Raw genomic sequence first — 15103 nt, forward strand, 5'->3', positions numbered from 1 at the left:
CTTTATGGCTTTGTCAGTGCACTTGTTTAAATTAATTTGAAAGAACTATACTTTAAATTTTTATGTGCTGCACTCAAAACTTCATATAGTTTACTTATTATTAAAGGAGGGTTATATTTGGAATCTCAATTATCAAAAAAAGACTCCAACAATACAAAATTTGTTGTTGCAGGTTTATTACTTGGTATTTTAATGGCGGCAATGGATAATACAATCGTTGCAACAGCAATGGCAACGATTGTTGGAGACCTAGGAGGATTTGACAAGTTCGTTTGGGTCACGTCTGCATATATGGTAGCAACAATGGCAGGGATGCCTATCTTCGGAAAACTTTCTGATATGTACGGACGGAAACGCTTTTATATTGGTGGTCTCATTCTTTTCTTATTCGGTTCTGCACTTTGCGGGACAGCATCTAGTATTGAGCAACTAAGTATTTATAGAGCAATTCAAGGGATCGGCGGCGGTGCTCTTATGCCTATCGCCTTCACGATTATGTACGATATATTCCCACCAGAAAAGCGTGGAAAAATGACAGGGCTATTCGGTGCGGTTTTCGGGACATCTAGTGTATTCGGCCCTTTATTAGGTGCTTATATTACAGACTATATAAGTTGGCATTGGGTCTTCTATATTAATATTCCATTAGGACTTATCTCTTTCTTCTTCATTACTAAATACTACAGTGAATCTCTAGAATTTAGAAAACAAAAAATTGATTGGGCCGGCGCTATTACACTTGTTATTAGTATCGTTTGCTTAATGTTCGCCTTAGAACTTGGTGGTAAAGAATACGCATGGAATTCCACTGTAATTATCGGTTTATTTACAACAGTTGTTATTATGCTTATTATTTTCTTCTTCGTAGAACGAAAAGCAACTGAACCTATCATTTCTTTCCATCTATTTAAAAAACCTTTATTCGCAGCTAGCCAAGGAGTTGCCTTTTTCTATGGTGCCGCTTTTATTATCTGTACAGTTTATATCCCAATCTTCGTTCAAGGTGTTCTCGGCGGTTCAGCCTCAAATGCTGGATTAATTTTAACACCTATGATGGTTGGCTCTGTAATTGGAAGTCAAACAGGTGGACAGTTAGCTTCTCGAACAAGCTATCGTAACATCATGATGGTATCTGGCGTTTTCTTCGTAATTGGTATTTATTTACTAAGCACTTTAACAATGGATACACCTCGTCTACTTGTAACGCTATTTATGGTTCTCACTGGACTTGGAGTTGGTTTCTCGTTCTCAGTTTTAAGTATGTCTTCTATCCACAAGTTAGAAATGCGAGACCGTGGTTCTGCTACATCAACAAACTCATTCTTCCGTTCACTCGGTATGACTCTTGGTGTAACGATTTTCGGTACAATTCAAAACCATATTTTTACTACTAAATTAAACACTGTGTTCCCTCCTGAACTAGCTAAATTAGCTCCAAAAGGCGGAGACACAAGTTTCTTATTAACACAAGGTGCTACCGAGAAGATTCCAGCTGAAATATTAACTGGTATTAAAGATGCTCTCGCTACCTCTATTGCCAGCACATTCTTCTGGGCACTTATTCCGGCTGTACTAAGTATTATTTGTATTTTACTTATGGGCAATGAACGCCTCTTTACAGGTCCAAAAACGAAACAAAAACAAAAGCAAGTAAGTTAATATAGAGAAAAGAAACGGCATATCCCTTTATGAAAACGGATATGCCGTTTATAATATGTATAAAGTTTTTATTTATAGGAGTTGAGACAGCATGAGCATGAAATTAGTCATTCTCGGCTTGCTACTCGAAGGAGATAAACATCCATATGAAGTGCAGCACATCATGAAAGAACGACAAATGGATTGTTATATTAAATATGCAAAAGGATCACTTTACTACGCCTTCGAGCAATTAGAAAAGCAGGGTGCAATTCGTATTACCACGATTGTTCGAGATACGAATAGACCCGATAAAACAATCTTTCATATAACAGAAGAAGGTAAACGGTTATTTCACACGTTACTATTAAAACAATTCGAGGCAAAAAATCAAATCTATAAACCAATTTATTCAGCACTCTCTTTCGCTCATTTTGGTGATGATCAAGAGTTAATTCCTATTTTAGAAAAAAAGAAAAATGATACCGTTCAATATTTACATAAAATGCAAACTATTTATGATTGTAGCAAAGGACACATTCCACGTGCACAACTATATATTTTACAAAGCGTTATTGAACATATTACAGTTGAATTACAATGGTTAAACACCCTCCTTACAGATGCAGTTGCAGGGCGACTGTCAGAAATTGATATAGATGAAAGGTAAACTTATAAAGAAGAAACTGTAAAAAGACAATAAAGTTATTTAATGTTAAAACCTAAACAAGTATCCCCCGTTCTAATTTAGGACGGGGGATACTTGTTTAGGTTTTGATATAACATGAACCGATTGTTAAATAACATAACTGGCATCTTATCTCTGTACAGATACACACTTCTTTATAAGTTTAATCGCACTTTATTTCAATTACCGCTACCTCTCTTCACTCTTATAAAAGTTAGAACAATCAGAATAATAAAAATAAAAACCTTTAGAATTTTCTTATTTTAAAACAGTAGACAAAATTCCAAAAATTGTGTTAGAATTTGTTTCAATATCATATCGCTTGTTAACTTCCTTTCAAAAGGAAAATAGGTACACGAAAATTTCGTTTCGTGTTTAAAAGGGAAGCTTGGTGAAACTCCAACACGGTCCCGCCACTGTAAATGCTGAGATTTCTTGTTTAGTGCCACTGTGAAAACGGGAAGGTGAAAGAAATTATATGAAGCATAAGTCAGGAGACCTGCCTGTTTTAGCAACACTGATAGATTCACGGATGATGATGAGGTGTTAAAACAAAAAGGAAGGCTTATTTTCTATGCCTTTATGCTTTTTGTTATAGGTATTTCCTAGTAAACGGAAATGCTTACTTTCAATTAGGGAGGAATTTAAAATGGCAATTCAAACAAGTAACTTAGGTTATCCACGTATCGGACTACAAAGAGAGTGGAAAAAAACATTGGAAGCTTTTTGGTCCAATAAAATCGATGAAGAACAATTTTTAACAACGATGAAAGAAATTCGCCTTCAACACGTTAAAGTACAGCAAGAAAAAGGGATTGAACTCATTCCAATTGGCGACTTTACATATTATGATCACGTTTTGGATACTGCTTATATGCTAGGATTTATCCCATCACGTTTTTCTGAGTTTACATCTTACCTTGATGTATATTTCGCAATGGCGCGTGGCTCTAAAGATCACGTAGCTTCTGAAATGACAAAATGGTTTAACACAAACTATCATTATATCGTTCCTGAATATGAAGAGGGATTACAAATCTCTTTAAAAGATAATCGTCCACTTCGCTTATACGAAGAGGCAAAACAAGAATTAGGAGTAGATGGAAAACCTGTTATTTTAGGACCATATACTTTCTTAAAATTAGCTAAAGGTTATACACAAGAACAATTCGCTACGATTTTAAAACAATTAGTTGCACCATACGTACAACTGCTTTCAGAACTACATGCAGCTGGTGCACAAGTCATTCAAGTTGATGAACCGATTTTCGCTTCTTTAACAAAAGAAGAAGTTCAACAAGCAAAAGAAATTTATGAAGCTATTCGTAAAGAAGTTCCAAATGCGAACCTTCTTTTACAAACATATTTTGATAGTGTAGAAGAAAACTATGAAGAAATTATTACATTCCCTGTATCCGGTATTGGATTAGATTTCGTTCATGGTAAAGAAGGTAATCTACATGCTATTTCAAAATATGGATTCCCAGCTGATAAAACTTTAGCTGTCGGTTGTATAGATGGCCGTAACATTTGGAGAGCTGACCTTGATGAAGTTCTTACGTTATTTACAACGTTACAAAAACAAGTCCAAACGAAAGACTTCATCGTTCAGCCTTCTTGTAGCTTATTGCATACACCAATCGATAAAACAGAAGAAATTCACTTATCGACTGAACTATTCGATGCGTTAGCATTTGCAAATCAAAAATTAGAAGAGTTAGTTCTCATTCACTCTGCTCTCACTCAAGGTACAGAAAGTATTAGTAATGAGCTGGAAACATATCGAAATGTACATCATACAATTCGTTCATCTGCTGTACGTAACCGTGAAGATGTCAAAGCAGCACGAACAGCACTAAAAGAAGAAGATTTCTCACGTCCTCTTCCATTTGAAAAGCGATACGAATTACAACAAATTGCCCTAGAGTTACCATTGTTACCAACAACAACTATCGGTAGCTTCCCGCAAACAACTGAAGTTCGTCAAACGCGAAAAGAATGGCGTAACGGTGTTATTTCAAATGAACAATATGAAAAATTTATTGAAAAAGAGACAGAAAAATGGATTCGTTACCAAGAAGAAATTGGTCTTGATGTCCTTGTACATGGTGAGTTTGAAAGAACTGACATGGTCGAATATTTCGGTGAGCGTCTTGCTGGTTTCTCATTCACTAAAAACGGTTGGGTACAATCATACGGTTCTCGCTGCGTAAAACCACCTGTTATTTATGGTGATGTAGCCTTTATTAACGGAATGACTATTAAGGAAACTGTTTATGCACAAAGCTTAACAGAGAAAGTTGTAAAAGGAATGTTAACTGGACCTGTTACAATTTTAAATTGGTCCTTCGTTCGAAATGACATTCCAAGAAAAGAAGTTTCGTATCAAATTGCATTAGCTCTTCGTCACGAAATTGAACTACTTGAATCTTCCGGAATTCGAGTAATCCAAGTCGATGAGCCAGCACTTCGTGAAGGAATGCCACTAAAAGAAAAAGATTGGGACACTTATATTACATGGGCAGTTCAATCCTTCCTTTTAGCAACTTCTTCTGTAGCAAATGAAACACAAATTCATACTCATATGTGTTACAGTAACTTCGAAGATATTGTTGATGCGATTCGCGCATTAGATGCAGATGTGATTTCTATCGAAACATCAAGAAGTCACGGTGAATTTATTGATACATTAAAACATACAACATATGAAAAAGGCATCGGTCTAGGTGTATATGATATTCATAGCCCACGTGTACCGAGTAAAGATGAAATGTATAAAATCGTAGAACAATCTTTAGAAGTATGCGATCCTAAATATTTCTGGATTAATCCTGATTGTGGTTTAAAAACGAGAAGAACAGAAGAAGTTATTCCAGCTTTAGAGCACATGGTGCAAGCAGCAAAAGATGCTCGCTCCCTGCTAAAAACAAACGCATAACGAAAATGGGTTATCCTTATTGAGGATAACCCATTTTTTATTCTTTACTTTCAAAAAAGAATTCGTATTGTATTTTATATAATTCATCATCCGTTGGTTCTTCAAGAGGAGTTGCCTGTAATACAACTGTATACTCACCATTCGCAATAGGAATTTGAAATTTATTTGAAAGAATACTTGTTACAACGATACATCCATTTTCAACTGTAAAAGGAACTGTAACCGTTCTAATCGCTTCTTCTTTCTCAATATGCTTCCCGCAAGTCACTTTCACTTCACAAGTATAATCAGAGAGTGCTTCAAAAATAACAGTTCCATCCGCCTTCGCATAACCTCTTTCAAAATCTTCATCCGTCCAGTCAACGTAAGGCTGATCACCGTCATAGTTCATCAACATTAATTGCGAATAAGAAATTGTTAACTCCATCGTTCCCATTCTCCTTCATTATGAAATATGCAACTACTACTTTACGTCAAATTTCACACGCGTACCATCTGGGTATTTGTCCAACTTATTTCCTACCCAAGACCCTGCTCCGCGGTTATCTGCTGGACTTATATATTCAATATGTGCTCCTTTTCCACCTTCTTTACACATCGCCATTGGCCATTCATCACGATCATACCCTTTTTTTGATGGATATGGAGCTAACGATAATTTCCTTCTATCCGCAGCACCACTACGATCGATTGTACAAACTTCTGAATGTCCTTCTTTTATAGCATCCGTAATATGTTTCCCTGTCTCTGGATATCGCTCTTTCGGAAATTCTAGAACTTGATCATACGTATTCGTTTTTTTGATACTTGTTTCCTCTGGAACAAGTACTTCATACACCGCTACTACAATAGAAAGAATTGCAATAATTGAAATGATAATACCTTTTAATTGCTTCATGTATACCTCCATGATTCTACCAGTTTCTTTGCCTCCGTTATTATAACAAACTTCTCCTGTATATGTTTTCAGACATTATTTTAGCTCTTCTTCGCCATTCCGCCAAAAAACTCTCATTTTCCTTCATCTTTTCACTAATGCTGTAGAAAACTAATAACCTTCCGACATTCTTTTTCAAAGGAAGTCCTCATAAAAGATTGAAATGATATATACGATACTTTTTGGGGAGGAAATATTATGGAAGCTACCTATAAAACGAAAGATGTCACGAATAAAACAGGCATCCCAAAACATATAGTTCGCAAATATAGTCAACTGTTAGAGGATCATGGTTATATCATTTCCAAAACAGCTGATGCTCGCATTTATAAACTGGATGATTTAAAACTATTGAAATCTATACATGAAAGAGCTGCTACATTGCAAGAAGACATTTCAGAAACGATACCTATTATTTTAAAAGAAAAAGAGGACCCGCCTGTACCCGCTATACAAGATAAGCAAGAAATACAAACGAAAGAAAAAGAAGATGGGCGTAACTTTGAGGAGTTCATGTTAAAACTTGAAATGCTCGCTCAATTAAATGAAGCAATTATTCATCAAAATTCTACCCTTATTACCCAAAATCGTTTAAAAGATGAAAAGCTAGATGAATTGATGCAACAAGTTTATGTAAAAGAAGGCTCTCAAGAAAAAATGCTACAAGAGTTAGTGGATCATGCCGCTCAAACAGATGCCCTGCAAAAAGAAAAGATGGACTTATTAATGAATCATATGTATAAACGCGAATCTAAGCAAGAGGAAAAAATGAATAAACTCGTAAATCAAATTTATAATAAAGACAGCAATCGGGATGCACAACTTATGCAAGTAATTCGCGAAATTCAAGAAACAAAAAGAATGGTTGCTGCATCAAAAGAGCAAGGATTCTTGCAATCATTTAAAAGTTTATTTAGCCGAGCAAAACAAGAAAAAACAAATGAATAAACAATATAAAATAAAAAGTTACCTTCCATCGGTAACTTTTATTCCTTATTTCTTACAGCTGGCAATATAATAATCGCTTCAGTTCCTTTCCCACTTTCGCTTTTATATTCCAGCGTACCATTATGCGCTTGTAAAATACTAAATGTTACCATAAGTCCTAATCCTGTCCCTTTTTCTTTTAAAGAATAATACGGTTGTCCCAGTCTTACTAACTGTTCTTTCGTCATTCCAACACCACTATCTTTAACTCTTATTACTATCGTTTCATCTTTTTGCATAGCCGTTACTTTTAAATATCCTTTATTTCCTTGGATTGCTTCAATACCATTTTTAACAACATTCATAATAGCTTGCTTCAGTTTCGTCTTATCACCGATCGTATAAAGACTTTCAGAAATCTCAACTTGCAAATATACACCTTGCATCGCTGCAAATGATGACATAAGAGTTGTCATTTCTATTAATTGAGCGGATAAGCAAATGTGTTCTTTTTTCTCAATTTGTGGCCTTGCTAAATTCAAATAATCTGAAATAATTTGTTCTGCCCGATCCAATTCGGCTAATACGAGACGCATATAATCCTTATTTTTCACATCTTCCGTACTTTCTAACAATTGAATAAAACCACGAACAACAGTGAGTGGATTTCGAACCTCATGTGCAACACTTGCTGCCAACTCACTTACAATATTAAGCTTTTCTGACTTTTGCATCTCTGTACGTAATATTGCATTTTCGTTTAAATATTCTGTTAAGTACACTTGAAATACCATAGTCATAACCATAATAAGCGAAGCAAATATATATCCGCTATATAAGTGTGAAATATGTGGTGTAAACCCCGTTTCTAACAGAACGTTAATCATGCCAATCACTAAAGAAACAAGTACGTATAGTGATGAAATCATAAATGCTAAAATTAGCTTCTTATCCCTTGAAAATAGAGACCATTTCTTTGATAAAAATAATGGAACTATCAATAGAAATATTACTTCTATGACTGGAAGAAGGCTCATTCCCTTTAGCGCCCATTCATATGCAACAAAAATAACGGCCGGGATTAAACCAACAATCCCACCATATAAAAAACCACTAACAATCGGGATTGGGTGAAAGTTATACCCACAAATGTCACCAAAACAAATAGAGTATGTCATGGAGAGAACGAGTGTAATGCTGGATAAAAACATAATAAAGTAGCGGTTCGGCTTCGGAGGCATTTCTTGATAACGATTTAAACGAATCGCTTCATATAAAAATAGTGGCAAAATAATGATGGCAATTTGGATCATTAAATCACGGATCAGCTCCATAGCCTCTCATCCCCTATATGTATTTTGATATGATTATATCATTTTACGGGTTTATTTGTTTTAAAATTTTGATTTTTCTTAACATATTTGTTAATTCTTTGTTAACAACACATAATAATTGTTACAGATTTTCGAAATGAATGTAAACCCTGTACCAAATTTCCGTCGGGCAGTATACAATGAATACGGATTACAAAGAAAATAAAAAATACTTCATGAGACGGACAACTATAGCAAAATACAGCATATAATCCATACTATCTATGTTTACAAATAAGTGATCATTATTTTAGTAGGAGGAAGATAAATATGGCGGGTACTACGCTTGTTTTAAAAGAAGAGAATTTGGTTGTTCTAGAAAATGTTGAAAAATCAGTATATGAAGAGTTACAGCATAAAACCGGAGAAGAAAATTGCACATGTGCTGTGAATGAATCAGTTGTTCACCTTGGCAAAGTATCCTCTGTACTTTGGAATGAAGATGAAATAGATTGGGAGTACGGATATTAAAAAGTCGCTTACAGCGGCTTTTTTTCTATTATCGCTCTCTTTCTACATAACATATACGCAAGCGAAATCATAGAAAATATGTTAAAATGAACTTAATTTTCAAACGGAAGAAAGGGAGATACAATGGAACAATTCATTAACCCTAGAGTGAAGGACATCCAAATTTCTGGAATCCGTCAATTCTCTAACATGATTCAAAACTATGATAATCTTATCTCTTTAACAATTGGTCAACCCGATTTCCCTACGCCTTCTCTCGTAAAAGAAGCGGCAAAACGGGCTATTACAGAAAATTATACAAGCTATACACATAACGCCGGTTTACTAGAATTACGCAAGGCTGCTTGTAACTTTGTAAAAGATAACTACGATTTACAGTATTCGCCTGAAAACGAAACCATCGTTACAATCGGTGCCAGTGAAGCAATTGATATTGCATTCCGAACGATTTTAGAGCCAGGAACAGAAGTTATTTTACCTGCTCCTATTTATCCAGGATACGAACCAATTATTCGATTATGCGGTGCTACACCTATTTTTATCGATGTTCGTGAAACTGGCTTCCGTTTAACAGCCGAAGCGCTAGAAAATGCTATTACAGAAAAAACAAGATGCGTCGTACTGCCGTATCCTTCTAATCCAACTGGTGTAACTTTATCAAAAGAAGAATTACAGGATATTGTAACTGTTTTAAAAGATAAAAATATTTTCGTCCTTTCTGATGAAATTTATAGCGAACTTGTATATGAACAAAAGCATACATCTATCGCTCATTTCCCAGAAATGCGTGAAAAGACTATCGTCATTAACGGTTTATCAAAATCTCATTCTATGACTGGCTGGCGTATCGGTCTATTGTTCGCACCAAGCTATTTAGCAGGACATATACTAAAAGTTCATCAATACAACGTAACGTGTGCTACTTCAATCGCTCAGTATGCTGCAATTGAAGCATTAACAGCTGCTAAAGATGCACCAAAAATGATGCGTCATCAATACAAAAAACGTCGTGATTACGTATATAATCGACTCATTCAAATGGGCTTAACAGTTGAAAAGCCAACAGGTGCATTTTACTTATTCCCATATGTTGGTCATTTAACTTCTTCATCATTTGATTTTGCACTTGACCTTGTCAAAGAAGCTGGACTAGCTGTCGTTCCTGGAACTGCATTTTCTGAATATGGTGAAGGCTATCTTCGCTTGTCCTATGCGTATAGTATTGAAACTTTAAAAGAAGGCTGTGATCGATTAGAGGCCTTTCTACAACAAAAAGCTAAGAGTTAAACTCTTAGCTTTTTTATGCATAATGATCGCAAGTTTGGCGCTTTAGTAATTTATGAGGAATAATAATACACTTTGCAGTAGACTCCGCATTCTCTATTTTATCCACTAAAGCTTTTGCTGCCTCATATCCTAGTTGATAAATATTCACATCAACTGTCGAAAGTGGCGGACTCGCAATTTCTGATAATAAAGCATTGTTAAAGCTTATAATGGAAACATCCTTTGGTACAACGAATCCTTTTTTAGAAAGAGCACTTAACACACCAAGTCCAATTAAATCATCCGTTGCCACAATTGCTGTCGGTGGTTGCTGTAGTCCCATTAACTCCTCAACGGCTTGTTGACCACTTTCCCTCGAAAAATCAAAATGTAAAATATACTCTTTTGGTAATACAATGTCCGCTAATTTTAAAGCATCACTCATACCAGCCAAACGATCTCTCGTTACAAGTAAATCTGATCCACCGCCGATGAACGCGATTTGTTTATGACCTAATGAAATCAAATATTCTGCTACTTCTCTTGCAGCTGTATAATTATCATTATCTACATATGTAATTTCATCTTTTCGATCATACGGTTTCCCAATTAAAACAAACGGGAAATTTTGTTTATGCAAATATTGAATAATCCGATCATTCTCTCTTGAATATAAAAGAATAATGCCACCAATTTGGCGCCCCTGTACCATCTTTACAACACCATTAAAAATTTCATCTTCCGTTTCACCTGTCGACATATAAAGCGCATACCCTTCCACATGTGCAAATGAACTAATCCCTCTTATAACTTCTGGGAAAAACGGATTTTGAAAAGCTTTACTTGCAGAACTTGGCATAACAAGACCAAGTGTTTTTGTTGTTTGGTTAGCTAGATTTCTTGCGTTTAAATTGGGATGATACCCTAGTTCACTCATTACTTTCCGAACACGACGCTTTGTTTTTTCACTTATACTTGGATTATCAGCAATTACACGAGAAACGGTAGATGGTGCTACATTTGCCTTCTTCGCCACATCTTTAATTGTAACTGTCATAAAAATCCCCCTCCTCTCACTTCTCTGCCATTTTGTTATATATTTTAATCTTGCACCCGTTGCAAGTAATAGGAGAAGTCATAAACTTTCATTGATTCTATCTTGTAATACCTATCATATTCTCCCTCTCCATGTATTGTAAGGGATATAGCTCTTTTTTCCTATACTATAATATACTATTTATTTCACTTCTTTGCATATGTGATGTCAAATCTCTTTTCATCTCCCTATAAATTTTTTTATAGGGAGATGAAAAGAAAAATGGGACGTAACGTCCCATTTTTCATCCTTTCGTACCTCCAGCAGTTAAACCAGAGATAAAGTATTTTTGTAGTGATAGGAATAAAATTGAAATTGGGATTGCAATCAATACTGAACCCGCTGCGAACGTTGTAAATTCATTACCAAATTTCTTCGCTACCATTTCATATAACCCAACTGCTAACGTATAATTTTCTGGTGTGCGCAAAATAACACTCGCTAAAATGAAATCTGTAAATGGACCAATGAAAGTGAATAATGCCACAACCGCTACGATTGGCTTTGCAAGTGGCATAATGATTTGCCAAAAAATACGGAAATGTCCTGCCCCATCCATACGAGCTGACTCATCCAATTCTTTCGGAATCGTATCAAAATATCCTTTCATAAGCCATGTATTCATTGGAATTGCCCCGCCTACGTAAATTAAAATTAATGCAAGGTGCGTATCGATTAACCCTGTTAACTGTGCTAATACGTATAGAGCGATTAGCGCCGCAAAGTTCGGAATCATTTGCAGAATTAAAAACGTTAATAAACCATTTTTCCTTCCAACAAAACGGTATCTCGAAAATGCATAAGCAGTAAAACTAATTGCTAACACTGAGAAAATCATCGTTATAACACTTACTTTTAACGTGTTTTTATACCATAGTAAATAATTACTATTCTCTAAATCTAATAACTTACGATAATGATCTAACGTTGCATTTTGTGGAATAATACTTGATCCGGATAAACTATCACCTGGATTAAACGATGAGCCAATAATCCATAATAATGGATAGAAAATGATGGCACACATTACGAAAATAACGAAATAGCTTAATGAGAGACGTAACATCTTTTGTTTTTTAATATTCATTTACATCATATCCTCTTCTTGGAATGATTTTGTTCTCTTAAATTGCCATAACGCAACTGTAATAACGATTAACGATAATATCATTGTAAGAGCTGCTGCTTTCCCGTACTGCGCCGAAGTCATCGTTAACTTATAAATCCATGAAATTAAAATATCTGTTCCACCTGCGTCTTGTCCAGCTACAGCAGGACCTCCGCCGTTAAATAGATAGATGATACTAAAGTTATTAAAGTTAAACGTATATTGCGTAATTAATATTGGTGCTGTTGCATATAGAACAAGTGGCAATGTAATTTTACGAAACTGTTGCCAAGCTGTAGCTCCATCTACTGTAGCTGCTTCATATAATTCTCCCGGAATCGATTGCAGTATACCTGTCGTCATTGCAAAGACAAATGGGAATCCAAGCCACGTTTGAATCATAATTAAAGCAATCTTCGCCCAAAATGGATCTGTCATCCAAGCAATCTTTTCAATTCCGAATAAAGCCAATACTTGATTGTTAATTGCTCCAAATGTTTCATTAAACATACCAGAGAAAACAAGAATAGATACGAATGCTGGAACTGCCCATGGTAAAATGAAGATTGTTCGAATAATTGCCTTCCCTTTAATACCAGGCTGATTTACGATAATCGCTAAGAAAATACCAAGCGCAACTTGTAATGTCGTTGCAACGAATGTCCAAATGACAGTCCAAGAAAATACACTTAAAAATGTCTCTCTCCACATCGGTAATGTAAAGATATCAATAAAGTTTTTAAATCCTACCCAATCTACTAATTTAGCTGGAGGAGAATGATATAAATCATAGTTCGTAAATCCAATTAAAATTACGAAGATGATTGGAAATACAACTACAAAGATAAGTAATAGAAAACCTGGTGAAACCATTAAATATGGAAAACCTTGATCTAGTAAATTACGGTATTGCTCTTTTACAGAGTTTAACGGTGTTCCTATATCACGTTTCTTCCCATTTTGGTATGCATCATATAAATTAAATGCATATATTCCGAGTCCAAACACGATGACGATAAGTGCCAAGATTCCTTCTACTAATAGAAAGACAGAATGGTCACGTGGAACTTCTGTACCAAGCGTTACAATTCCCCATAATCCCATATTTAATAAATCAGCAAAGGCTACAATAAATGAACCTGTTAATACTAGAAAAATAAGACCTTTTACAAATTGCTTATTATACATTTGGCCCACGCCTGGAATGATAGATAACATGGTTGCCATTTTCCTATGCTTTGAACCGTTTAAACCGTTTGCTGGTTCCATAGATGTTTGCATGTTCCTTCCCCCTTTTTTCTGGGAGAGAATTCGTGCCCCTCATATGAGAGGCACGAATTTCACCTTATTTTTTCTTACTATGATTTGCCTCAATATTACCTTTAATTTGCTTCACTGCATTGTCAAGTGCTGCTTTTGGTGCCTCTTTTTCCGTAACAACTAATTGAAGCGCATCTCCAGCTGGTTTCCATACTTCTTGCATTTCCGGAATGTTTGGCATTGGAATTCCATTTTCAGATTGCGTTGCAACTGCTTTTGCAGCTTCATTATCTTTAATAATTGGATCTTCCATTACTGATTTTACTGGAGGAATTTCTTTTGTTTTCTCAAATCGAATTTTTGCGTTTTCTTCATTTGTTATCCATTCAGTAAACTTTGTAGCTAAATCATTTTGCTTAGAGAAACTTGTTACATGCCATCCTTTAACTCCTACAAATGTTTTCATCGGTTGACCATTTGGTAATTTCGGCATTGGAGCAACACCATAATCAATTCCGTTCTTTTCCATTGCTTGGAACGCCCATGGGCCGTTCATAATAGATGCTGCTTTTCCTTCGTTAAATAGTCCATCAGCAGCAGGTCCACCAGATTCACCGATAATACCTTTCGGGAATAACTTTTCTTTGTACCATTTTTGAAGATATTCAGCACCTTGTACCGCTCCGCTATTATTTAATCCAACATCACTTGCATTTGGCTTTCCATCTTTTTCACCAAATACATAACCACCCATACCTGCCATAAATGCATTAGCAAAGTAGAAGTTATCTCCTAGTGTTAAAAATCCGTATTTGCCATCCTTCGTAAATTCTTTTGAGAAGTTAAACAGCTCGTCCATCGTTTCTGGCGCTTTTGGCATTAATTTTTTATTGTAAATAAAGACTGGTGTCTCAATTGCTTTTGGTAAACCATATAATTTTCCGTTATATTTCTGTGCTTCTATCGATGATTCAGTAAATCTACTCTTTACAGTATCATCAGCTTTCACTTCAGAAAGTAAACCTTCTGTTACTGCGTTTCCAATTTGATCATGTGGTAATGTTACAACATCTGGTCCCGTCCCCGCTGGTCCATCAAGGCGTAACTTCTTCACTTGATCTGTCATTTGCATTTCAACGACTTTTACTTTTACTTTATATTTTTCCTCAAAACTCTTCACTGCTGGTTCTAAACCAACACCTTTTTTATCATCTTCCCAAACGAGAAGATCGTAATCTTTCTTCGCTTTACTTTCTTCTTTTTCCCCTGAATCTTTCGGTCCACATGCAGATAACATACCAATTGATAATGCCGAAACCGTTAATAATGATAATGCTTTCTTCATCCCAAAAACCTCCCTAAATTGTATATGTACCCTAATAATTGAAAACGTTTGCATTA

The 15103-nt window shown here is 35.4% G+C and carries 13 protein-coding genes and 1 riboswitch; of the genes, 6 read left to right on the forward strand and 7 right to left on the reverse strand.

Going from position 1 to position 15103, the window contains the following annotated elements:
• Positions 1-117 precede the first annotated feature (117 nt).
• The 3 genes from MKX31_RS17945 (at position 118) to metE (ending at position 5264) form a co-directional block, all read left to right on the forward strand.
• Positions 118-1659 carry an MDR family MFS transporter gene (locus MKX31_RS17945; RefSeq protein ID WP_088047235.1) on the forward strand — a complete coding sequence of 514 codons (1542 nt, stop codon included), beginning with the start codon at positions 118-120 and terminating at the stop codon, positions 1657-1659.
• Between the two features lie 91 nt (positions 1660-1750).
• Positions 1751-2308 carry a PadR family transcriptional regulator gene (locus MKX31_RS17950; RefSeq protein WP_064474931.1) on the forward strand — a complete coding sequence of 186 codons (558 nt, stop codon included), beginning with the start codon at positions 1751-1753 and terminating at the stop codon, positions 2306-2308.
• A gap of 350 nt (positions 2309-2658) precedes the next feature.
• A riboswitch (cobalamin riboswitch) is annotated at positions 2659-2847 on the forward strand.
• Between the two features lie 128 nt (positions 2848-2975).
• Complete coding sequence (gene metE / locus MKX31_RS17955; protein WP_340981381.1) at positions 2976-5264, forward strand: 5-methyltetrahydropteroyltriglutamate--homocysteine S-methyltransferase; 2289 nt, start codon at positions 2976-2978, stop codon at positions 5262-5264.
• Between the two features lie 37 nt (positions 5265-5301).
• Here the strand turns inward: metE and comJ are convergent, their stop codons facing one another.
• Both comJ and nucA read right to left on the reverse strand, forming a co-directional pair.
• Positions 5302-5691, reverse strand: a complete 390-nt coding sequence (comJ, locus tag MKX31_RS17960) for a competence protein ComJ (RefSeq protein ID WP_098103105.1) — start codon at positions 5689-5691, stop codon at positions 5302-5304.
• Between the two features lie 36 nt (positions 5692-5727).
• Entirely contained in the window at positions 5728-6162 is a 435-nt protein-coding gene (gene nucA, locus MKX31_RS17965; protein ID WP_064474927.1) for a DNA-entry nuclease, read from the reverse strand.
• Between the two features lie 237 nt (positions 6163-6399).
• On the opposite strand from nucA, the gene MKX31_RS17970 reads away from it, so the two are divergent.
• A complete protein-coding gene (locus MKX31_RS17970; RefSeq protein WP_064474926.1) occupies positions 6400-7149 on the forward strand; it encodes a DUF3967 domain-containing protein in 750 nt (249 codons plus the stop codon).
• A 38-nt stretch (positions 7150-7187) separates the two neighbouring features.
• On the opposite strand, the gene kinB is transcribed toward MKX31_RS17970, so the two are convergent.
• Positions 7188-8462: a sporulation sensor histidine kinase KinB gene (gene kinB, locus MKX31_RS17975; RefSeq protein ID WP_000420381.1), complete on the reverse strand. Its 1275-nt coding sequence runs from the start codon at positions 8460-8462 to the stop codon at positions 7188-7190.
• Positions 8463-8771: 309 nt separating this feature from the next.
• Between kinB and MKX31_RS17980 the strand changes: the two genes are divergently transcribed.
• Together MKX31_RS17980 and MKX31_RS17985 are read left to right on the forward strand one after the other, a co-directional pair.
• The gene (locus tag MKX31_RS17980) at positions 8772-8972 is read left to right on the forward strand and encodes a hypothetical protein (protein ID WP_000929285.1); all 201 of its coding nucleotides are present in this window, start codon (positions 8772-8774) and stop codon (positions 8970-8972) included.
• Positions 8973-9095: 123 nt separating this feature from the next.
• Complete coding sequence (locus MKX31_RS17985; protein WP_000434595.1) at positions 9096-10259, forward strand: aminotransferase A; 1164 nt, start codon at positions 9096-9098, stop codon at positions 10257-10259.
• A 13-nt stretch (positions 10260-10272) separates the two neighbouring features.
• Here MKX31_RS17985 and malR read toward each other — a convergent pair whose 3' ends face one another.
• The 4 genes from malR to MKX31_RS18005 form a co-directional block, all read right to left on the reverse strand.
• Positions 10273-11295 (reverse strand): maltose operon transcriptional repressor MalR, encoded by a 1023-nt coding sequence (gene malR / locus MKX31_RS17990; protein WP_064474924.1) that lies wholly within the window; start codon positions 11293-11295, stop codon positions 10273-10275.
• 283 nt (positions 11296-11578) lie between these two features.
• Positions 11579-12421: a maltosaccharide ABC transporter permease MalD gene (gene malD, locus MKX31_RS17995; RefSeq protein ID WP_064474923.1), complete on the reverse strand. Its 843-nt coding sequence runs from the start codon at positions 12419-12421 to the stop codon at positions 11579-11581.
• Positions 12422-13723: a maltosaccharide ABC transporter permease MalC gene (gene malC, locus MKX31_RS18000; protein ID WP_001194989.1), complete on the reverse strand. Its 1302-nt coding sequence runs from the start codon at positions 13721-13723 to the stop codon at positions 12422-12424.
• 64 nt (positions 13724-13787) lie between these two features.
• Positions 13788-15047, reverse strand: coding sequence for an extracellular solute-binding protein (locus MKX31_RS18005; RefSeq protein ID WP_340981382.1), 1260 nt, complete (start codon positions 15045-15047; stop codon positions 13788-13790).
• Between the last annotated feature and the right edge of the window lie 56 nt (positions 15048-15103).

It is taken from the genome of Bacillus sp. FSL M8-0063 (assembly GCF_038005545.1).
GTDB lineage: Bacteria > Bacillota > Bacilli > Bacillales > Bacillaceae_G > Bacillus_A > Bacillus_A wiedmannii.